Origin of the sequence: Youngiibacter fragilis 232.1 (genome assembly GCF_000495435.3) — a bacterium.
In the GTDB taxonomy this organism is placed as follows: domain Bacteria; phylum Bacillota; class Clostridia; order Clostridiales; family Clostridiaceae; genus Youngiibacter; species Youngiibacter fragilis.
Window position 1 is genome coordinate 1 of sequence record NZ_AXUN02000176.1, and the last position, 20,855, is coordinate 20,855.

At 44.8% G+C, this 20,855-nt stretch carries 20 protein-coding genes, 1 pseudogene and 1 other annotated feature; of the genes and pseudogenes, 6 read left to right on the forward strand and 15 right to left on the reverse strand.

What is annotated here, in order from left to right:
* The first annotated feature begins 279 nt into the window (after window positions 1–279).
* From T472_RS09935 to aspS, 4 genes are all read left to right on the forward strand, one after another.
* Complete coding sequence (locus tag T472_RS09935) at window positions 280–663, forward strand: DUF2752 domain-containing protein (protein ID WP_023387381.1); 384 nt, start codon at window positions 280–282, stop codon at window positions 661–663.
* Window positions 664–668: 5 nt separating this feature from the next.
* Window positions 669–980 carry a DUF4234 domain-containing protein gene (locus tag T472_RS09940; RefSeq protein WP_023387380.1) on the forward strand — a complete coding sequence of 104 codons (312 nt, stop codon included), beginning with the start codon at window positions 669–671 and terminating at the stop codon, window positions 978–980.
* An 89-nt stretch (window positions 981–1,069) separates the two neighbouring features.
* Window positions 1,070–1,326, forward strand: a binding site (T-box leader).
* A 55-nt stretch (window positions 1,327–1,381) separates the two neighbouring features.
* The gene (gene asnA / locus T472_RS09945; RefSeq protein ID WP_052011799.1) at window positions 1,382–2,350 is read left to right on the forward strand and encodes an aspartate--ammonia ligase; all 969 of its coding nucleotides are present in this window, start codon (window positions 1,382–1,384) and stop codon (window positions 2,348–2,350) included.
* A gap of 232 nt (window positions 2,351–2,582) precedes the next feature.
* The gene (gene aspS / locus T472_RS09950) at window positions 2,583–4,316 is read left to right on the forward strand and encodes an aspartate--tRNA ligase (RefSeq protein ID WP_023387378.1); all 1,734 of its coding nucleotides are present in this window, start codon (window positions 2,583–2,585) and stop codon (window positions 4,314–4,316) included.
* A 39-nt stretch (window positions 4,317–4,355) separates the two neighbouring features.
* Here the strand turns inward: aspS and T472_RS09955 are convergent, their stop codons facing one another.
* From T472_RS09955 to T472_RS09985, 7 genes are all read right to left on the reverse strand, one after another.
* Window positions 4,356–5,165, reverse strand: coding sequence for a class II fructose-bisphosphate aldolase (locus tag T472_RS09955; RefSeq protein ID WP_023387377.1), 810 nt, complete (start codon window positions 5,163–5,165; stop codon window positions 4,356–4,358).
* A 7-nt stretch (window positions 5,166–5,172) separates the two neighbouring features.
* Window positions 5,173–6,597 (reverse strand): four-carbon acid sugar kinase family protein, encoded by a 1,425-nt coding sequence (locus tag T472_RS09960; protein ID WP_023387376.1) that lies wholly within the window; start codon window positions 6,595–6,597, stop codon window positions 5,173–5,175.
* A 1-nt stretch (window position 6,598) separates the two neighbouring features.
* Entirely contained in the window at window positions 6,599–7,492 is an 894-nt protein-coding gene (garR, locus tag T472_RS09965) for a 2-hydroxy-3-oxopropionate reductase (protein WP_023387375.1), read from the reverse strand.
* Window positions 7,485–8,153 carry an aspartate/glutamate racemase family protein gene (locus T472_RS09970; protein WP_023387374.1) on the reverse strand — a complete coding sequence of 223 codons (669 nt, stop codon included), beginning with the start codon at window positions 8,151–8,153 and terminating at the stop codon, window positions 7,485–7,487. Before T472_RS09970 ends, garR begins: the two co-directional genes overlap by 8 nt.
* On the reverse strand, window positions 8,150–8,512 hold the full coding sequence (locus tag T472_RS09975; protein ID WP_023387373.1) for a cupin domain-containing protein: 363 nt from the start codon (window positions 8,510–8,512) through the stop codon (window positions 8,150–8,152). The genes T472_RS09970 and T472_RS09975 overlap by 4 nt, the downstream gene beginning before the upstream one ends.
* Window positions 8,513–8,582: 70 nt before the next feature.
* The gene (locus T472_RS09980) at window positions 8,583–9,926 is read right to left on the reverse strand and encodes a GntP family permease (protein ID WP_023387372.1); all 1,344 of its coding nucleotides are present in this window, start codon (window positions 9,924–9,926) and stop codon (window positions 8,583–8,585) included.
* A gap of 66 nt (window positions 9,927–9,992) precedes the next feature.
* On the reverse strand, window positions 9,993–10,730 hold the full coding sequence (locus T472_RS09985; protein ID WP_207643964.1) for a DeoR/GlpR family DNA-binding transcription regulator: 738 nt from the start codon (window positions 10,728–10,730) through the stop codon (window positions 9,993–9,995).
* Window positions 10,731–10,984: 254 nt separating this feature from the next.
* On the opposite strand from T472_RS09985, the gene T472_RS09990 reads away from it, so the two are divergent.
* Window positions 10,985–11,869, forward strand: a complete 885-nt coding sequence (locus T472_RS09990) for a DUF4846 domain-containing protein (RefSeq protein ID WP_023387370.1) — start codon at window positions 10,985–10,987, stop codon at window positions 11,867–11,869.
* Between the two features lie 9 nt (window positions 11,870–11,878).
* Window positions 11,879–12,106, forward strand: a complete 228-nt coding sequence (locus T472_RS09995; RefSeq protein WP_023387369.1) for a hypothetical protein — start codon at window positions 11,879–11,881, stop codon at window positions 12,104–12,106.
* A gap of 418 nt (window positions 12,107–12,524) precedes the next feature.
* Here T472_RS09995 and T472_RS10000 read toward each other — a convergent pair whose 3' ends face one another.
* The 8 genes and pseudogenes from T472_RS10000 to T472_RS19345 all read right to left on the reverse strand — a co-directional run.
* On the reverse strand, window positions 12,525–13,778 hold the full coding sequence (locus T472_RS10000) for an ATP-binding protein (RefSeq protein WP_023387368.1): 1,254 nt from the start codon (window positions 13,776–13,778) through the stop codon (window positions 12,525–12,527).
* Window positions 13,779–14,387: 609 nt separating this feature from the next.
* Window positions 14,388–15,893: a lysine--tRNA ligase gene (gene lysS / locus T472_RS10005; protein ID WP_023387367.1), complete on the reverse strand. Its 1,506-nt coding sequence runs from the start codon at window positions 15,891–15,893 to the stop codon at window positions 14,388–14,390.
* Between the two features lie 9 nt (window positions 15,894–15,902).
* Window positions 15,903–16,385: a transcription elongation factor GreA gene (greA, locus tag T472_RS10010; RefSeq protein ID WP_023387366.1), complete on the reverse strand. Its 483-nt coding sequence runs from the start codon at window positions 16,383–16,385 to the stop codon at window positions 15,903–15,905.
* Between the two features lie 63 nt (window positions 16,386–16,448).
* The gene (gene dusB, locus T472_RS10015; RefSeq protein ID WP_040907311.1) at window positions 16,449–17,429 is read right to left on the reverse strand and encodes a tRNA dihydrouridine synthase DusB; all 981 of its coding nucleotides are present in this window, start codon (window positions 17,427–17,429) and stop codon (window positions 16,449–16,451) included.
* On the reverse strand, window positions 17,404–18,192 hold the full coding sequence (locus T472_RS10020) for a type III pantothenate kinase (protein WP_023387364.1): 789 nt from the start codon (window positions 18,190–18,192) through the stop codon (window positions 17,404–17,406). Before T472_RS10020 ends, dusB begins: the two co-directional genes overlap by 26 nt.
* A gap of 250 nt (window positions 18,193–18,442) precedes the next feature.
* On the reverse strand, window positions 18,443–20,113 hold the full coding sequence (locus tag T472_RS10025) for a formate--tetrahydrofolate ligase (RefSeq protein ID WP_023387362.1): 1,671 nt from the start codon (window positions 20,111–20,113) through the stop codon (window positions 18,443–18,445).
* A 12-nt stretch (window positions 20,114–20,125) separates the two neighbouring features.
* Entirely contained in the window at window positions 20,126–20,515 is a 390-nt protein-coding gene (locus T472_RS10030; protein ID WP_023387361.1) for a thioesterase family protein, read from the reverse strand.
* Between the two features lie 223 nt (window positions 20,516–20,738).
* A pseudogene (locus tag T472_RS19345) lies at window positions 20,739–20,855 on the reverse strand (peptide-methionine (R)-S-oxide reductase); the annotation flags it as partial.

Consider the following 20,855-nt stretch of genomic DNA (forward strand, 5'->3'; position numbering starts at 1 on the left):
TCAGAAAGCAAAAATCATTAACTGAATTGCATAAAAGCCTATACACATCAAAGAAATTACCGATTCTGACATGAGTTGAATTGAGTTTTGTAAAGTGGAATTTACTTTATCAATTAACCGAAAAAATAACCATTGGTAAGATATATTTACCATCTTTCTGATAGAAATAATTGCAGGACTGAATCCCTCACATCTCACATTATGTAATTATCATATAATATAACCTCCATATTTATGGTATAATATTGTAAATCCAGTCAGAGGAGGCTGATTACAGACATGAGCTCCTTAAATAAGAAACTCCCCTATGTTGCAATACCTGCAATAATTGTTATTTTAAGCACCATGACAGGATATGGCACCTGCATCATTTACAATATTTTCGGAATTCCATGCCCATCCTGCGGTTTGACCCGAGCATCACTTGCATTTGCCAGACTGGATTTGCAATCATCCCTAAGATATCATCCTCTTTTGATGTTCGTTCCTTTCCTGTTATACAGTGCAGCATTTGACAGGAAGAGGATTTTCTATGCATTATCATTCCTATTTATTCTTGTTTGGACAATTCGGCTCTTCCTATATTTTCCAACACAGGATCCTATGATATTCAACAATCAGTCCCTTGTTGCAATTCTCTTCAGACTAGTTACTGGGAGGTAATTGAAATGGTCAAAAGAAATGTCGGCGTAAGCATTCTACTCAGCATACTTACTTGTGGAATTTATACAATCTTTTGGATAATATCAGTTAACAATGATGCCGCGAGACTTTCTGGGGACAAGGAAGATGGCGGCATGGCAATACTACTAATGTTAATAACCTGTGGTATATACGGATTTGTATGGATGTACAAGATGGGGGACAAAATTGAAAGAGCAGGTGGAAAAAATGATGGAACCATATATCTTGTTCTGTCAATATTCGGTCTGGGCCTCGTTTCCATAGCATTGATGCAAACTGAACTTAATCGACTTTGAAGTCTGCTTCAAAATCAGCTTCAAAATCAAATAAATTCACGCAATATTTTAGTTGACAGCACGGACAAAATGCTTATAATTGAAAATAATAATCGGCATTGACGAGAAGAGTATGTTATGTGCAATGATAAAGAGAGCCGGGGATGGTGTAATCCCGGTGCAGGAGCATAGCAGAAGAACATCTCAGAGCCGCCAGAGGAAAGCCTTGACTGGCAAGTAGACCTGGCCGGAACTCCCCGATAACGGAGTCGGATATCGGCATTACCTATGCCTGTATCTTAAAAAGTGAGCTCCAATGGAGTTAAGCTGGGTGGTACCGCGGAAGAGCCTTCCTTTCGTCCCTGTATAGGGATGAAGGGATTTTTTATATTCAGGAGGAAAACAAATTGTACAAATCACAGATGAGTCCGAAGGAAACACAAAAGGCGATCAAGATGATTAAGGTGTTCTTTGAACACGAGCTTTCAGAGAGGCTCAACCTCACCAGGGTATCCGCACCGCTGTTCGTAGAGATGGGCACAGGCTTGAATGATGACCTTAATGGTATAGAGAGACCGGTATCGTTCGATGTGAAGTCAACAGGAAACCACATTGAGATAGTCCAATCACTGGCTAAGTGGAAGAGGAAGGCCCTGAAGGACTACAGCTTCACCCTTGGTGAAGGGCTCTATACAAACATGAACGCTATAAGAAGGGATGAAGACCTGGACAAGATCCACAGCATATATGTGGACCAGTGGGACTGGGAAAAGATCATAGGCTCCGGTGAAAGGGATCTGGATACACTTAAGTCCACCGTAAGCATAATATACTCGATATTCAAGGATGCCGAAGCAATGCTTCATGCAAAGTATCCATTCATACAGCCAATACTGCCAGACTCGCTGTCATTCATAACCACAGAGGAGCTTTTGGCAATGTATCCCGGAACCACTCCAAAGGAGAGGGAAAGGGAATATGCGATAAAGACAGGAGCTTACTTCCTTATCGGGATCGGCGACCTGCTTGCTGACGGACAGAAGCATGACGGCAGGGCTCCTGACTACGACGACTGGTCACTTAACGGAGACCTCCTCTTCTTCAATCCTGTACACGACGATGTCCTGGAACTTTCTTCAATGGGAATAAGGGTTGACTCGCAGACTCTCTCAGTACAGCTTGATAAGGCCGGAGCATCGGACAGGCTTGAGCTTCCGTTCCACAAGGCCCTGTCATCAGGCGAGCTCCCCCAGACAATGGGTGGCGGAATAGGCCAGTCAAGGATCTGCCAGTTCCTTCTTAGGAAATACCATATCGGAGAGGTACAGTGCTCCATATGGCCGGAAAGCATGATAAGGGAAATGAAAGAGATGGGAGTAACGCTCCTGTAAAACCGAAGAGACTCCGTTCGCATGGAAATCATCACAGGGAGATGGCGCCAAAGACTGAAAGCGCAATCATGAGAGTAGCGTACGGGGAACACTCCAAGGGTCAGCAATTTGATATTTTGAGTGAGCCTTAAGGCTAATTCGGGTGGCACCGCGGGATGAGGATTCCCGTCCCGGGGAATACATGATATTGTATTCCCCTTTTTCGTACCAAAAATGACAGGAGGATAAAATAATGCAGAGCTTCAGGACAACACACTGCAATTCAATAAGACAGTCAGACATCGGCAAGGAGGTAACGCTTGCAGGCTGGGTCGACACCATAAGGAACCACGGAGGAGTCATCTTCATCGACCTGAGAGACCAGGAAGGCATAACACAGGTCGTCCTTCATGATGAGACCAAGATCCACGGCATACACAAGGAATCTGTCGTCTCAGTCACAGGGAAAGTGGTAATGAGGGATGAAGAGACAGTCAACAGGAAGATAGATACAGGAACAGTAGAGGTCCATTCGGATTCCATAACCCTCCTTTCCTCCTGCAGCGCTTCCCTGCCTTTCGAGCCTGCAAGGTCCAGGGATACCAGAGAAGAGCTGAGGCTCAAGTACAGGTTCCTTGACCTCAGGAATCCCCTTGTCCACAGGGATATGGTGCTGAGGTCAAAGATAATAAGCCACCTGAGGCATCAGATGGAGGAAATGGGATTCCTGGAGATGCAGACCCCCATACTTACCATGTCCTCACCAGAGGGTGCAAGGGACTACCTGGTACCAAGCAGAAAGCACAGAGGCAAATTCTACGCACTTCCCCAGGCACCCCAGCAGTTCAAGCAGCTCCTCATGGCTTCAGGCTTCGACAGGTATTTCCAGATAGCCCCATGCTTCAGGGATGAGGATGCAAGGCTCGACAGGTCGCCGGGTGAATTCTACCAGCTTGACTTCGAGATGGCTTTCGCAGACCAGGAGGATGTATTCCAGGTTGCTGAATCAGTTCTGTACAGCACATTCACCAGGTTTTCGGACAAGGAGGTCTCAAAGCCGCCTTTCAGAAGGATACCATTTGAGGAAAGCATGCTGAGGTATGGTACTGACAAACCTGACCTCAGGAATCCCCTGCTCATAGATGACCTCACGGATTTCTTCCTCGACGTTGATTTCGCACCCTTCAAGGGCAAGCCAGTAAGGGGGATCAAGGCCAACTGTTCTGGAATGTCCCGCTCATTTTTCGAGAACATGTTCGATTACGCAGTAGCAATCGGAATGAAGGGTCTTGGATATCTCACACTTTCCGAAGGATCATTCAAGGGGCCTATAGACAAGTTCCTTTCAGATGAGAAAAAAGCCGAGCTTATAGAAATGTGCGGCTTGAAGGACGGAGACACGGTATACTTCATCTCAGACAAGAAGGCCAAGGTTGACAGGTTCTCCGGCCAGATAAGGACAAAGCTCTGCACTGAGCTCGGACTCCTTCAGGAGGACAAGTTTGAGATGTGCTTCATTGTGGATTTCCCGATGTATGAAACAAATGAGGAAACAGGCAAGATAGACTTCACACACAACCCGTTCTCCATGCCTCAGGGAGGAATGGATGCACTGAAGTATGATGACCCGCTAACCATCAAGGCATGGCAGTATGACATAGTGTGCAACGGCATAGAGCTTTCATCAGGCGCAGTAAGGAACCACAGACCAGACATAATGAAGGAAGCCTTCAGCATAGCAGGTTACTCTGAAGATGTGCTCAAGGATAAATTCGGAGCCCTCTATACAGCGTTCTCCTATGGAGCGCCTCCACACGCAGGCATGGCACCAGGTGTTGACAGGATAGTCATGATGCTGGCAGGACACGAGAACATCAGGGAAGTCATAGCCTTCCCGCTAAACTCCAACGGACAGGACCTCCTTCTCGGAGCACCAGGAGAAGCAACTGAGAAACAGCTTAAGGAAGTACATATCAGGATGAGATAATTGAAACGAGCGGTTCGCATTTTGCGAACCGCTCGTTTTCTATAAATCCAGAAACTCCATAGCTGCTTTTTTGATTTCCACTCTCGCCATTCTCATGGCGTTTTCAAATCTTGGATTCTCACCAAAGCTGTCCATATATTCCCTGGTGCCTCTGCAACCTGCAAGTGCCAGCTCTGTATTTACATTTATCTTTCCTACGCCAGCTTCAAATGACTGAGCAAGGACTTCCATCGGGATGCCCGAACTCCCATGCAGTACCAGCGGTACTCCTACGGAAGCATGAATTTCCTTTATCCTGTCCACATTTATTGATGGCTTGCTCTTGTATATTCCGTGGGCATTCCCGACCGCTACAGCCAGTGCATCCACTCCTGTTTCACTTACAAACCTCAGGCTGTCTTTAACAGAGGTATATACAAGTTCAATTTCATCGCTTCCATCTTCATTGTTAAGATATCCAAGTTCACCTTCAACGGTGGCCCCAAATCGCTTTGCATGCTGTACTGCCATAGTTGTATTGAATATATTTTCTTCCAAGGTGAGTTTTGAACCATCGAACATTACTGATGAAAATCCAAGGTGTAACGCTTTCTCAACCGTCTCCATCCTGGTAGCATGGTCGAGATGAAGAACGAATGGTTTTTTGTACAGCTTAGAATATTCAGATGCCATCGCTGCAGCAACCTCAATAGGAGTATGTTCCATATAGCTTTCACCGAATGACAGGATGACTATTCTGTCCTTTTCCTGTGCAGCATCGAGAATTCCAGATATGGTCTCTATGTTGAAGAAATTGAATGCAACAAGGTTACTCTGCCTTTTGAAAGCTTCATTTAAATTGATTATCATGATCCACCTATGACAGCAAGTCTACGATTTCCTTTAAAGTGTCGATTTCTCCCACATTGCCTGGGAAAATAATATACGGCATCTTCGGGAACTTGCTCTCCTCTCCTGTCATCCAGACAGGTATTCCAGGCTTTATCTGTCCCATTACCAAAGCCTTCTTTACCCCAAGCGCCTTTGTCCCTACGTCACTGGAAGTGATCCCTCCCTTGGCAATGATGAAGTTAGGGCGGATTGACAGCTTTCCAATTACGGAAGTCACGGCATCCGATATCTTCACCGAGACCATAAGCTGCTTGTCCTTGTCATCAGTATCAAGGTCGAACCTTTCTCTTCTCGTATAGACTACTACACTCTTACCTGACCTGATGTTCTTTTCAGCTTTTGAGATTACTCTCTCTACTTCACCTTCCAGACCATTTTCAACAAGTACCAGGTGCTGATTGAATTCAATGAACTCAAGCGGTGCACTGCATTTTTTCAAAGCCTCGAACTGCTGTGTAGTCTTGTTTACATGTGATCCAATCAGGACTATCCCACCATTGGTGTTTTCCTTTTCAATAAGGCTTTCCTTTGAAAGCAGCGCCATGTCACTTACTCCGCCAAGAACCTTCGTAACAGCGGCAGCGCTTCTGAACATGAATTCCTTGCCGCGCTTTACAGCTTCAACCAGTGAGACAGCAAATACCTTGACATCCACATAATCGATAGCATTGACAATTACCTTGTTAAATCCCTCGACCTTCATAAGCTGGGCTGTTATACCTTCTATATTCCGTTCTCTCAGGTCCTCAAGGCTGACATAAGTGCAGCTTTCCTTCGTGAATCTTCCACCTGTCTTTTCCTCTACATATTCTCCGATATGTGAACTTTTATACCCGAAGCTCTTATCTCTTGCAAACTCCGTATCACCTGCCGGAGTTAGCATATCGCCTTCTTTGACATAATGGATGTTATTTATCGTATATCTTCCACCCTCCTTGAAGAATGGGAAGATGATCTCACCATCGAATCTTTTATCTGATACAGTTTCAATGGTCTCCCTGAGCGTTTCTGTCTCAAGAGGGTAGTGCCCTCTCATTGTGGAATCGCTCCTGCTGATGAGTATGTAGTCCTTCCCCTCAGCCTCCGATACCTTTGCAAGTGTAGCTGCAATTTCCCTGTGAACTTTTGCAGTTTCTTCTCTCGTGAATCCTCTTGAGTTAGTCAGGATGAAAAATATGCTGTTATCTTCCCTGAAGCCAGCAGTCATCGCTTCCTCATCCCATGAGGTGTAAACAGAAACATCATGGACTGTCTGTACCCCAGTAGGGTCGTCATCAAGAACAACAATCTTTCTGTCAAGCTGGTTGAGAGCTTCCAATGCTGCCTTTGATACTTCAGCTGAATCCACTTGCTCGTATTGCATGAGCACATCAAGCGAAAGCTTTTCCATCCTATTCCCCGCCTTTCGTGACTTCCACTCCAGCAAGCAGTTCAAAATGCTTCACAATGGCACCATGGTCATCATCCATAAGCCCTCTCACCTTGAGTCCCTGCATCACTTCAAAGAGCTGTGCGGACATCGGAACTGGAATATCCAGTTCGTGCGCAGTATTCACAACATTCTTTATGTCCTTGTGATTAATAGACAGCTTGCCTCCCGGATTGAAATTCCTGTTCATGATCATTGGTGCCTTAGCTTCCATTACTACACTGCCCGCAAGTCCTCCCCTTATTGCCTGGAATACCTTTTCCGGGTCTACTCCAGCCTTCATTGCGAACACGAGAGCTTCACCAAGTGCTGATATGTTAAGGTTCACGATTATCTGGTTTGCAAGCTTGGTCACGGATCCACTTCCTGAACCGCCTACCAGAACCGCATTAGCACCCATCTGCATCATGAAAGGGTGTGCAGCCTTGAATGCGTCTTCATCTCCACCAACCATGAACGATAGGGTTCCATCAATCGCCTTAGGTTCGCCTCCACTTACCGGTGCGTCAAGAAATGATACACCTAGCTTCTTGAGGTTCTCATAACAATACCTTGATTCAACAGGTGTTACTGAGCTCATGTCCACGACTATGGTACCTGGCTTTATTGACGAAGCCACTCCGGTTTCCTTGAACAATGTATCCTTTACTATGCTGCCATTGGGCAGTATGGTGAAGATTACATCACAGGATTCCCCTATTTCCTTTAGAGTAGCAGCTTTTGCTCCAGCCTCAACCAAGCCATTTACTGCAGCCTCTGCAATATCAAAAACCAGAAGTTCGCTCCCTTTAGTCACCATGTTCCTAGCCATGGGATTTCCCATTATTCCTAGACCTATAAATCCGATCTTACTCATTTTTTCCTCCATCCAAAACGTTTTTCGCTTTAATTACACCAAGCCTGGGACTGGTAAATACAGGTTTTTTAATGTCCTTGAGTTCTGGTAGAAGTACTGTCATGCTTCCCTGCGCAAGTACAATGACGTCGCACTCCCTCTCAGCCTTTCTAACCATTTCCAGGACAAGTGAATTATGCTTTTCTCTGTTGTTTTCTTTCATAAGTATATCCAGGGCGCCATCCACCAGATACTCTATAACCTCAACTTCCAAGCCTGACTCTATCGCCTTTCTTCTTACAAGGTTGCAGCTCGGCTTCATTGTACTTGCTACTGTCGCGACAACAGCAATCCTTCTCCCAAGCCTTACTGCCTCTTCAGCCATGGCTTCATCAACCTTGACCACCGGAACGTTCACAAGGTTTGCAGCTATATCCGCAGCCTCCCCGACAGATGAGCATTGATTGAAGATAAGGTCGGCACCGTTCTGTGCTGCAGCTTCAAAATACTTGCACATCCTGCTTATCACCTTTTCAGTGAGCCCCCCATTAGCCATTACATCATGAAGAAGGCTGTCGTCAACAATATTGAAGACCTTGGCATCGGGAACAAGTTCTTTGAATAATGAATTAAGCTCCGCATGAGATACAAGACTTGTCTGGATTATATACACTTTTTTCATTTATTCTCTCCTGTGAACAGTATAAGAGCTATGAATCTCAATACTCCATCACCCGTGTTCTCAATACTGTGTGAATCATTGTCATCAACCAGAGTAAGATCGCCAGGCCTGACCTCAAACCTTTCATCATTGTTGTAGTACACGCCATTTCCTTCAACAAAATAGTATGCCTCAATATCACCATGATGAGGATGAAGACCAATTGAGGCCCCGGGTGGAAGAATATTTTCCGCAAAAAGCCTTCCCTTTCCCAGCATCTCATCAGGATTAAGCAGATGCCTGACTGTTACCGTACCAGTGCCGCCCCTCATTTTTTCCATCAGTATTGTTTTCATCTCTTCGCTATGTCTTATAATCATTATATTCCTCCCATTGGTATAATCTTATCTTGCATTATGGCAAGGGAGGATATCCCTTGCCATGCATTGATTATAAACCAGGTAGAAACGGCATTGCACTCAAGGCCATTATTATCATAAAAGCACTTGCACCAACAATTGTTCCTCCGACTGTCCATGCCTTTATTGTATCCTGTACGCTAAGACCGCTGTAATTTGAAAGAACCCAGAATCCAGAGTCATTTGGTAGAGATACGCCTATACCTCCAGCGCATATCGCAAGAGCAACGAGAACTGGTGATGCTGCTGTACCCGCAACAAGAGGTCCGAGTATTGAGGATGTTGTGACCAGGGCAACAGTAGTAGATCCCTGTGCAGCCCTCAGTAGCTGACTTAGTATGAATCCAAGCACAATTATTGAAACATTCATGTTTGTAAGAGTATCCACAAGATACTGTCCAATACCGCTTGTGTTGATGACAGTACCGAAGCTCCCGCCTGCACCAGTTATGAGGAATATAAGGCCCGCTGATATAGTAGCTTCTTTTATCACTGTTTCAGTGCTCTTGTCAAAATATTTTCCTAAAGCAAGGAATGCAACAATAACTCCAATGAAAAGCGCTATGTTCTTATCTCCGAAAAATGCAAATATCGGTCTTATTGCATTCTCTTTAGGCAGGATCATTGCCGCTATGCTTCCTACAAGTATAAGAAGAAGGGGGAATAGAAGTACAGAAAGTGAGAGCTTCATTGTAGGCATCGGTCTGTTGTCAACCGCAACCTCATGGTCAGCCTTTGGCAGATATGCGTTCTTATCTGCTCTCTTTTCAAGGAATTTTGAATAAAGCACCCCACCAATCAATGTAGCTGGAAGTGAAACAATCAGAGAGTAAAATAGGAATGATCCAATATTCACTCCCATGTTTCCAGCAACCGCTACCGGTCCCGGAGTAGGGATAATCATCGAATGCGATGCGATTGTTCCAACTCCCAGAGCTGTAACAAGGGCAACAAGAGGTTTCTTTGTCGACTTCTGTATCTGTCGGACAAGAGGCATGAAGATTACAAAAGCGGCATCCTGGAAAACAGGGATTGATATGAGCCACCCGGATATGTTTATCGCAAGATTCGCTCTTGCTGATCCGACTGTCTTGAGCATTCCATTTGCTATTGCATTAATCGCTCTTGATTCAGCAAGTACCTGTCCAAGGATTATTCCAAGACCAATCACTATGCCAACTCCACCCATAGTGTTTCCAAAACCCTTGGAAATATTTGATGCGATATCCGGAAGAGGCATCCTTACCATGAGACCTGTTAAAATCGATACCCCCATAAGTGCTAGGAATGGATTTGCCTTGAATTTGATGATGCTAAGAAGAAGTGCTGCTATTGCCACTACAAAAATCACAAGTAGCATTGATCCTGTTATCATTATATAGCCTCCATTTTTTTGATTTATAATCTGAGATGTCTCTGCAGCAGACATCCAAAATCCAACTTAAACTTCGATTATCCTTGCGCCAAATTCTTCCATTTCATTTTTTTCAGTCTTCGAAAATACCCTAGTTGTTATTACACCAGTAAAGTCCTTCAAACTGTAGATGACATAGGTCGAGTATTTGCCAAACTTATCCTCATCTACCAACAGGTAGCTCTTCGCAGCACTTCTCAGCACAGCAGGCTTCATCGTCCTCTTCTCTATGGATGGAGTGAGTACCTCAAAGCTTTCATTGATTGCTGTGGCCCCCATGAAAGCAACTTTGAATCTCATCTTTGAAATCATCTCTTCAGCGATGCTTCCCACAAGGCAGCCTGTGGACTTCTGTATTGTTCCACCAGTAAGCAGAACTTCTGATTTGCTGGGAATAAGAAGTTGTGAAGTGGCAAGGTCATTGGTCACAACTGTAAGTGACAAGTTCGACACCGCTATTAGCTTTGCAAGCTCAAGGATTGTTGTACCCGCGTCAAGATAAATGGTGTCGTGGTCGCTGATCATACTGAAGGCTTTTGAAGCTATCCTTGCCTTGTCATCAACATTGAGTACCCTTTTATTCTCAAAGTTTTCCTCAATATTAACTTCTGTCGCGAGCATCGCTCCTCCATGACACCTGACTACATTGGTATGCATGTCACTCAGCTTCTCCAGGTCCCTCCTGACTGTCATCGGAGTCACATCGAAAGTCTGAGACAGCTCTTCTATAGTTACCGAACTATTTGCTAGGATCATCTTGTACATCATTGACAATCTTTCTTTTGCCAGCACGCTAATGTCTCCTTTTGTTCTAATATGTTTTTTAATGTTCGTTTTTGTCCTCTTTAGTTTATTACGAGTGCTAAACGTTGTCAACGCTTTTTGTATAGGATTTCATGTGTTATTTTTATGACATTTGTAATGCAAATCAATCCTTTCTCTGAAATGTAACAACTCTCACTCTGCTGCTGGTTATAATTGAGGTAAATATAATTTTAATTCTACAGTGGAGGAAAGCGGTGAAAAAGCTAAAACTGGTCATAATGATACTCACTACAGCCATCATCCTGCCCGCATGCGGATATGCTGCTGGAACTGATAAGACAGTTCCCTCTGAACCTACGGAGTCAATCCAGGCAGAGAAGGCTGAAATCATAAAGGAAGATGGGACAACCATCCTTGAAAGGTTCCTGCCACCTGAGGGTTCTGAACGAATCAATGTCGCTCCCGGCTCTTTCGCTGAATACCTCAGGAACCTGGAATTGAAGCCATTTGGAGAAAAAGCGCTTTACTATGACGGCAGGGAGAAGTCAGACTTTGCATACATCTCAGTTATAGACCAGGACATCACGGAAAGGAACCTTCAACAGTGCGCAGATGCGATAATGCGGCTGAAGGGTGAGTACCATTATTCCAGAGGGGAATATGGCAAGATCTCCTTCAACTTCGTAAGCGGATTCAAATGCGACTTCAAGACGTGGTCAAGCGGCAGGAAAGTAGTACTTAACGGAAACAATGCATCCTGGGCAGCAGGTCCGAGCAACGACATCTCATACTCAAGCTTCAGACGGTACATGGATGTTGTCCATTCATATGCCAGTACAATCTCCCTTAAGAAGCAGCTTGAAGAGGTCGACATGATGGAAATGGAGATCGGAGATGTCTTCATTGTTGCCGGGTCACCAGGGCATGCGGTGATAGTGGTCGACATGGCTGAAGACAAAATGACCGGGACCAGGTATTTCATGCTCGCTCAAAGCTACATGCCGGCACAGGAGACACAGGTATTGAGAAATCTCTCCCATCCTGAAATCAGTCCCTGGTACATACTTGAGAAAGGCGAGCTGATTACTCCCCAGTGGACATTCCCTGAAGGAAGCCTGAGAAGGTTTCCAAATGATTAGGAGGATACTATGGCAAGAACCTGCCCAGAATGCTCTTCAGAAATGAGTGAAGGCTACGTACCGTACCTTGACATGTCAAGAATCACAGACTCATATCCTTTCTCTTTACTTAAGGTAGCGAAAAGGACGAGAGGTTCAGGTACTGAAGAGCCAATAAGGCTTACTGCTTCAGTATGCAGCCACTGTGGATATGTTGCCTTCCATCTGGTACCGACCGAACCGGATTTAGAAGAATAATCATCCTTCTTCACTCGCCGTGTTGGGGTTGCGAAAAGCTAAGATACCTGTTCATAACAAGGGATCTTAGCTTTCCTAATTTTCTGTCTTCACTGAGTATTTCTTGGTTTTTCGGTAATCCCGAAGCTATTCAATCCTGGCAAGCACAACTATAAAGTGTCGGATTTTCACAAGACTACATCCTATTCTTCTATGCCTGTCAGAATCCTTTCCAGAATTGATAATAGTACTGGTTAGTTTCTCAAATTGCGGCCTTTCTCTCCGAAATGTTCTGGAATATTTTTCAATCCCCTTGTGAAGCTAATGGCATACTAACTGAATACTTCAAATAATACTGAATCCAATAATAATGAATAGTTTCTCATCTATTGGACTATTAATAATACCTTTCTATTCACAATTCAGCTGTCTGCTTCTTTCATAAATCCAGGCTGTTCTCCTTTAAGAGAAACTCTCTGATACCCAATGTTGCAATTCCATTTTCATCACGCTTTAACTTTATTTGATTACCAATAATGACAATCTTCTTAAATGAATCATTTATATTTAATAACGGACGTTCTTCCTGTGCTTTTTTCTCAGTATCCGGTAAGGCAAACGCCGACTGGATATAGTATTTATTATTACCTTTATGGGCAATAAAATCCACTTCCAGTGATTTCCTTCTTTTTGCACCATTTTCATCAACCTCGCGGGTTTCAATCAGGCCCACATCCACTGAAAATCCTCTGACCTTCAACTCATTATAAATCATGTTCTCCATAAGGTGAGACTCCTCAATCTGTCGAAATCCCAGTCTTGCATTTCTAAGTCCGGTATCGACAAAATAGATTTTCATTGGTGTACTTACGTATTTTCTTCCTTTTATATCGTACCGGATAGCCAAATCTATCAGAAATGCATCCTTAAGATAATCTATATATGTCTTGATGGTCTTATCAGTAATCGTACTTTTCATTACTGATTGGAATGTGTTCTCAAGCTTTTTAGGATTTGTAAGTGAACCTATCGCCGAAGCAAGAATATTTACAAGATCCTCAAACTCACCTGTATTCTTAATTTTATTACGATCAATGATATCCTTAATATATGTCTCCTTAAACAGATTTTCTAGGTATTTTGATTTTTGATCATCTGTCTTCATGGACACAATTCTCGGCAGCCCACCATAAGTCATATACTCATTCAAACCATCTACTTCGGATCCATCATACACAGTCATAAATTCAGCAAATGAGAGCGGATATACTCTGATTTCATCACCTCTTCCACGAAATTCTGTTAGAATATCCGAAGATACGAATTTCGAATTGCTCCCGGTTACATACACATCCAGATTTTCAATATGCAGGAAACTATTCATCACATCCACAAACCTTGGAACATATTGTATTTCATCCAAAAGAACATAATACTGTTTATCATCTATGATCTTTGATTTTACAAATCGATATAATGCATGTGATTCTCGCAATTCCTCATACTCAATATCATCCAGCGGAATATCTATAATATGGTCTCGTGCAATCCCTCTTTCAAGCAGATCATTCAGAAAAATGTTAAAGAGCAGGTAGGATTTCCCTACTCGTCTAACGCCAGTGATTACCTTTATCATCCCATTTTTCTCGCGCAATCTGATTTTATCTAAGTATCCATCTCTATTGATCTTCATCGATTATCTCCATTCCGCTTTTTTGGTCTTGAGACCACTTTTTCGTAATAATTGTATCGCATTGTCACTATTATTGAAACTCTGATGATTGAAGACAAGAGATTCAAGAGATTCTTGGCAAGAGAGTATACTCCCCGGTCATTTCTTTACTGTCAGAGGTTTCTCTAATTTGCCAAAATATCCCTAATTTATTGTATCCAGTGTTTTTGCTTGTTATATAAAAACTACAACCTTAGCGCTCTTTGACTTTCCTTATACCCGTTTATTACTGGCTGCCTTGACAGCACGGTCATGACGGCATGACAAGAAGCACAGGTCAACTCTGTGATATTGAGTGGCTTCTCCCCATCACTTGTTCACGCTCTGAAAAGATATGACTCGAATGGATCTACCTCACTATATTGATGACTTCAGACACTCCATATAGAAATGATCCTATCAGGTCTATCTCTTAAGTATCCTGCCGCTGTAGTCATGTATCAATAAATATTGTAATTGCTTAACCTGATTCTGAAAATATCGCCAATTTTGTGAAATTAAGCGATATGACAAAGGGACCCCTGAAAATCCAGTGGTCCCTTTGCATGTATGATATTCAAATCAAAAATATTAAGGCTTCATCGTCGGGAACAGTATTACGTCCCTTATTGAATGTGAATCGGTGAGGAACATAACGATCCTGTCTATTCCTATTCCAAGTCCGCCTGTAGGCGGCATTCCGGTCTCGAGGGCGCTCATGAACTCTTCATCTATCATGTATGCCTCATCGTCTCCCAGATCCCTTTCCTTCGCCTGCTGGTTGAACCTGTCCCTCTGGACTACAGGGTCATTCAGCTCCGAGTATGCGTTGCATATCTCCCTTCCGAATATGAACCCTTCGAACCTTTCGGTGAAAGTCGGATTTCCTCTCTTCTTCTTTGTGAGAGGAGAAATCTCAACAGGATAGTCACATACGAAGGTAGGCTGTATCAGATGCTCCTCGGCATACTTCTCGAACATTGCGTTCAGGATGTCGCCCTTGGTGGTATCCTTCAGGTCCTTCTTGAATTCGTCTGCAAGGTGATGAGCCTTTGCTACAGAATGGGCTTCCTCATCGCTGCCTATGGCATCGAAGTCAACTCCTGCATACTCCCTTACAAGCTCGACCATGGTCTTCCTGTTCCATGGAGGAGTCAGGTCTATCTCGGTTCCCTGGTAGTTTATAACAGTGGTTCCAAGAACCTTCTGCGCTACTGATGAGACAAGCTCCTCAGTAAGGACCATCATGTCGTTGTAGTCGGCATAGGCCTCATACAGCTCGATCATGGTGAATTCCGGATTATGCTTGTAGTCTACACCTTCATTCCTGAAGTTCTTGCCCATGTCATAGACCTTCTCGAATCCTGCCACTATAAGCCTCTTAAGGTAGAGCTCCGTAGCGATCCTGAGGTACATGTCTATATCAAGGGAATTATGGTGCGTTATGAACGGCCTTGCAGCTGCTCCTCCTGCTATAGGGGAGAGTATTGGAGTCTCAGCCTCAAGATATCCCCTCTCATCGAGGAACGACCTTATCTCTCTGATTATCCTTGTTCTCTTTATGAAAGTCTCCTTAACCACCTCATTGGAGATGATGTCAACTTCCCTCTGCCTGTATCTCATGTCAGGGTCGCTAAGACCATGCCATTTGTCTGGCAGTGGCTTGAGTGACTTGCATATGAGCTCGAAGTCAGTGACCTCGAGGGTGATCTCACCGGTCTTTGTTACGAAGGCTGTGCCCTTGACGCTTATCCAGTCGCCGAGGTCCAGCGTCTTGAAGAATTTGAGCTTCTCTTCGCCGACATTGTCAAGCTTGATATAGATCTGAAGCTTGCCTTCCCTGTCGTGGATGTCGGAGAATCCCGCCTTGCCCTGGACCCTTTTTCTCATGAGTCTTCCGGCAGTGGTTATCTCCACGCCTTCAAGGGATGCAAAGTTCTCCTTGATGTCCTTGGAATTATGCGTCCTGACGACCTTGTATACGTCAAAAGGATCCTTCCCCTGCTCCTGCAGCTCCTTCAGCTTTTCCCTTCTAAGGGCTTCCTGCTCGGACAGATTGTCCTGCAGCTCCTTGAGGCTCATTTCCTCATTAGACAATTATCGCACCTACTCTCTTCCTATTTCTATGATCTTGAACTTGCTCGTACCGTTTGGTACCTCAGCAACGACTTCGTCTCCCACCTTATGTCCCATAAGGGCAGCTCCTACCGGAGATTCATTGGAGATCTTGAAGTTAAGCGGATCAGCCTCAGTGGAACCTACTATGCCGTACTCAACTTCCTCTTCGAACTCATAGTCATATACCTTGACTGTGCATCCGACGCTTACGCTGTCAACGGATACTTCGCTCTCGTCTATGACGCTCGCATTCTTGAGCATGTTTTCAAGCTGTCCGATCCTGCCCTCTACGAAGGCCTGCTCATTCTTTGCCTCATCATACTCCGAGTTCTCGCTCAGGTCCCCATATCCCAGTGCCACCTTGATTTTCTCTGTTATCTCTTTTCTTCTGACAGTCTTGAGGTATTCGAGTTCTGTCTCGAGCTTCCTCACACCGTCGTAAGTCATGATGTACTTTTTAGCCTCGCTCATTTCTTACTCCCCTCTATTTCCATTTAATTTAATATTATAATTCAGCTGACATCTTAAGTCAAATCATGCTATCACCTTGGACATCATTGATTCTCTATATTCCTCAAGAAGATGAATTACAACCTCAGGATCCTCTTCCGTGTTGATCCTTACCTTCAGGTCCGTACTGTTCTTCATTCCCTTCAGATACCATCCAAGGTGCTTCCGCATTTCCCTGACAGCCTTGCGTTCACCGTCATGCCTTATGGCATTCCTGTAATGCCTGATTGCCATACTGATGACCTCATCCTGCTCCGGCCTTCGGTAATCCTTGCCTTGAAGCGCACTTTCAATCTCCTCGAAAATCCATGGATTTCCAAGAACTCCCCTTGCAACCATTATCCCGTCGCAATTCGTCTCATTGAACATGTCCAGGGCATCCTGCCCTGTAAATATGTCGCCGTTCCCAATTACAGGTATGGAAAGGGCTTCCTTGACCTTCCTTATTATGGACCTGTCTGACTTGCCGGTGTAGTACTGCTCCCTGAATCTTCCATGGATTGTGATCATGTCGGCTCCAGCATCCTCCATCCTTTTTGCAAAGTCAAGTGCGGTCTCATCACCCATGCCGAAGCCTCTCCTGGTCTTGCAGGTGACGGGCTTGTCCGTGGCCTTCCTTATCTCCCTGATGATCTCACTTGCCTTCTTCGGGTCCTGCATCAGGGCCGAGCCTTCGCCGTTCTTAACTATCTTTGGAGCAGGGCAGCCCATGTTCACGTCGATGAGCACTATGTCCTCATTTTCGCTGAGCTTCGCAGCCATCCTTGCCATGATGTCCTTCTCGCTTCCGAAAAGCTGGACAGCGATGTTCTTCTCCTTGTCTGAGATCCTCAGGAGCTCCCTCGTATTCTCGCTTCCATAATGAAGTGCCTTGGCGCTCACCATTTCAGTGAATGCCATGGTGCAGCCCCTGTCCATCACTATCTCGCGGTAGGAGATGTCCGTGATTCCAGCCATCGGTGCCAGGAATACCCTGGTATCAACGGTCTTCTTTCCTATTCTTATCATAAATTATCTTCAGTCCCTCCAGGGTCAGTCCCGGTTCCAGAAGGTCGATCGAGTCTGTACCATTGTATATCATCCTGGACAATCCTCCAGTAGCTATTACAAGCGGCTCTTCCTCGCCCTCTTCCATCATTTCCTTCTTCATCAACTTGATTATGTACTCAATGCTTCCGATATAGCCTAGGACTATTCCGGATTGCATGGAGGTTACAGTATTCTTCCCAATTACCTTCTCAGGTGTCACAAGCTCGATCCTCGGGAGCTTTGCAGCCCTTTCGAAGAGTGCATCAGCAGCTATCTTTATTCCTGGAAGGATCGCTCCGCCTATATACACACCAGTGCCCTTTACCGCATCGAAGGTGGTAGCCGTTCCGAAATCAACAAGTATCATGCTTCTCTTGTACTTCTCATATGCAGCCACCGCATTAACTATCCTGTCAGCTCCGACTTCCCTCGGATTGTCAGTCTTTATGTTCATGCCAGTCTTAAGTCCCGGACCTACTATCATAGGATGGATATTGAATGTCTTCCTTATCATGTTCTCAAGGGAATACATGACGTTCGGGACAACCGATGAGATGATTACCCCTGTTATGTCCGATACGCTAATGCCGTTCATCCTGAACAGTTCAACTACCTGTATGGACATTTCATCTGACGTTTTCTTAGAATCTGTTGCCAGCCTGAAATCAGCAATGATATCATTGCCATCGTGAATACCTATAACTATGTTGGTATTTCCAACGTCGACCAAGAGTATCAAAATACCGCATCCTCCCCAATATAAATCTAAAAGCAGCTCGAAAAAGCTGCTATGTCTATCTCAGTGCATATAGATGTCATTTGTTTTTAACAATATAATTTTAGCAAGGATTCACTAATTGTCAAGTAAATCAGGCACTTTTACCAACCACGGCAAATATTTTCTCAAAACTTAACACTATATTCCATGTTTTTCCAACTTTGTTTTCAAATCGCATGTAAAAAGGACCTGAAAAGGTCCCTTTTATCATCTAGAACAATCCTACTATATTACCACTTTCATCTATGTCCATGACTTCAGCAGCAGGCACCTTCGGCAGTCCCGGCATGGTCATTATATCACCCGTCAGGCATACTATGAATCCAGCCCCGTTTGATACCCTTACCTCATTTACCTTTACCTCGAAACCTTCAGGCCTTCCTAGAAGCTTTGGATTGTCAGACAGTGAGTACTGTGTCTTCGCCATGCATATAGGCTTCCTGTCCAGGCCGAACTTCTCAAGGTCCTGTATCTGCTTCTCGGCAGCTGCCGCATAGGCAACTCCGTTTCCGCCGTATATCTTCCTTACGATCGTTTCTATCTTTTCCTTCAGAGGCGAATCTGTATCGTAGATAACTTCATAGTCGCCTTCCATCCTGTCTGCAGCCTCAATTACCTTTCTTGCAAGGTCAAGTCCGCCTTCTCCACCCTTTTCCCATACCTCTGTAAGGGCCATTTCGATACCCTTTCCTGCAAGGAATTCCTTGATGAAGGCAATCTCTTCCTCACTGTCAGTTGCAAATCTGTTGAGTGCCACTACAGGCGTCAGCCTGAAGCCCTGAATGTTCTCTATCTGCTTCTCGAGGTTGACAATTCCCTTTGCCAGCGAGTCAAGATCAGCATGTGAAAGGTCAGCCTTCTTTGCACCGCCGTGAAGCTTAAGTGCCCTTATGGTTGCAACTATGACTACAGCCTTAGGCTTCAGGCCTCCGAACCTGCACTTGATGTCAAGGAACTTCTCCGCACCCAGGTCAGCTCCGAAGCCAGCCTCAGTTATCACATATTCTCCAAGCTTCAGCGCTGTCCTTGTCGCAAGTATGCTGTTGCAGCCATGGGCGATGTTGGCGAAAGGCCCGCCATGTATTATGGCAGGTGTATTTTCCAATGTCTGGACAAGGTTAGGCTTTATGGCATCCTTCATGAGAAGTGCCATCGCTCCCTCTACCTTGAGGTCCCTGCAGTACACAGGATCCCCCTTCAGGTCGTAGCCAATTACTATCCTTCCCATCCTGTCCTTGAGGTCCATTAGGGATGTGGACAGGCATAATATGGCCATGATCTCAGACGCAACTGTTATCATGAATCCGTCTTCCCTGGGGTATCCGTTCGGCTTTCCGCCAAGGCCGACTACGACATCTCGCAGAGCCCTGTCATTCATGTCCATCGCCCTCTTCCAGGTTATCTTCCTGATATCAATACCCAAAGCGTTTCCCTGATGGACATGGTTGTCTATGGCTGCAGCAAGCAGATTGTTTGCCGAGGTTATCGCATGCATGTCACCTGTGAAATGAAGGTTGATGTCCTCCATGGGAACTACCTGGGAGTAGCCTCCACCTGCCGCTCCACCCTTGACACCGAATACCGGCCCCATGGATGGCTCCCTCAGCGCTATCACAGTCTTCTTCCCAAGCCTGTTGAGTGCCTGGCCAAGACCAACTGTAACAGTTGATTTCCCTTCACCCGCAGGTGTTGGGTTTATCGCAGTCACAAGAATCAGCTTGCCGTCCTCCCTGCCTTCCCTTTCAGAAAGTACATCAAGGGATATCTTAGCCTTGTATTTCCCGTAATATTCAAGGTCATCCTCTGAAAGTCCGAGTGAGGATCCAATGTCTCTTATGGGGAGCATCCTGCACTCCTGGGCTATCTGAATGTCGCTCTTCATATTCTAGTCCTCCTATTTCTTGTAGACTGCTGAAAGGAATTTGACCTCATCGACTATGAATCTCTCATGGGTACCTTCGCCGATCTTTTCACCGTCGACCCAGGCTGCCACTGTAAACTCAAGCCTTCTTCCATCAACCGCCGTAAGAACCGATTCGCACAGTACCTCACTTCCCACCGGTGAAGCCTTCAGATGTGATATGGAGACCTTTGTCCCTACCGTGGTCTTAGTGCTGTCCAGATGCTCCTGAACGCTGAGCCTTGATGTCTTCTCCATGAGCGCTATCATCGAAGGAGTCGAGAATACGCTGATGTTTCCGGAACCAAGCGCAGCCGCAGTATCATTTTCTGTAACTGTCATCTTCAGAGCTCCCTTGATTCCTGCCTTCAATCCATTTTCCAAGTGTTTCTCTCCTTTCAGTCCTTTTTCATCAATTGAACAAAATCGCTACGCGATAGTTCCTTAACTCAATTCTATACTTATGCCTCTTGAATTGACAGAGGCTTTTTTTACGCAAAAAAATAGTAGTTTAATCCCCATTGTTGGTTTATTGTGGAATCACGACAAACTACAAATAACCTAAAGGAGGACAACTACTATTTGTACGCCTATGTTACCATATTTGGTCAGATTCAACAACATTCCTTACTATCGGCTTTGTGAAGCTCGGCCATCCGCATCCGGAATCAAACTTGTCGAGACTCGTAAACAGGGGTTCGCCAGTATACAGGTCAACATATAT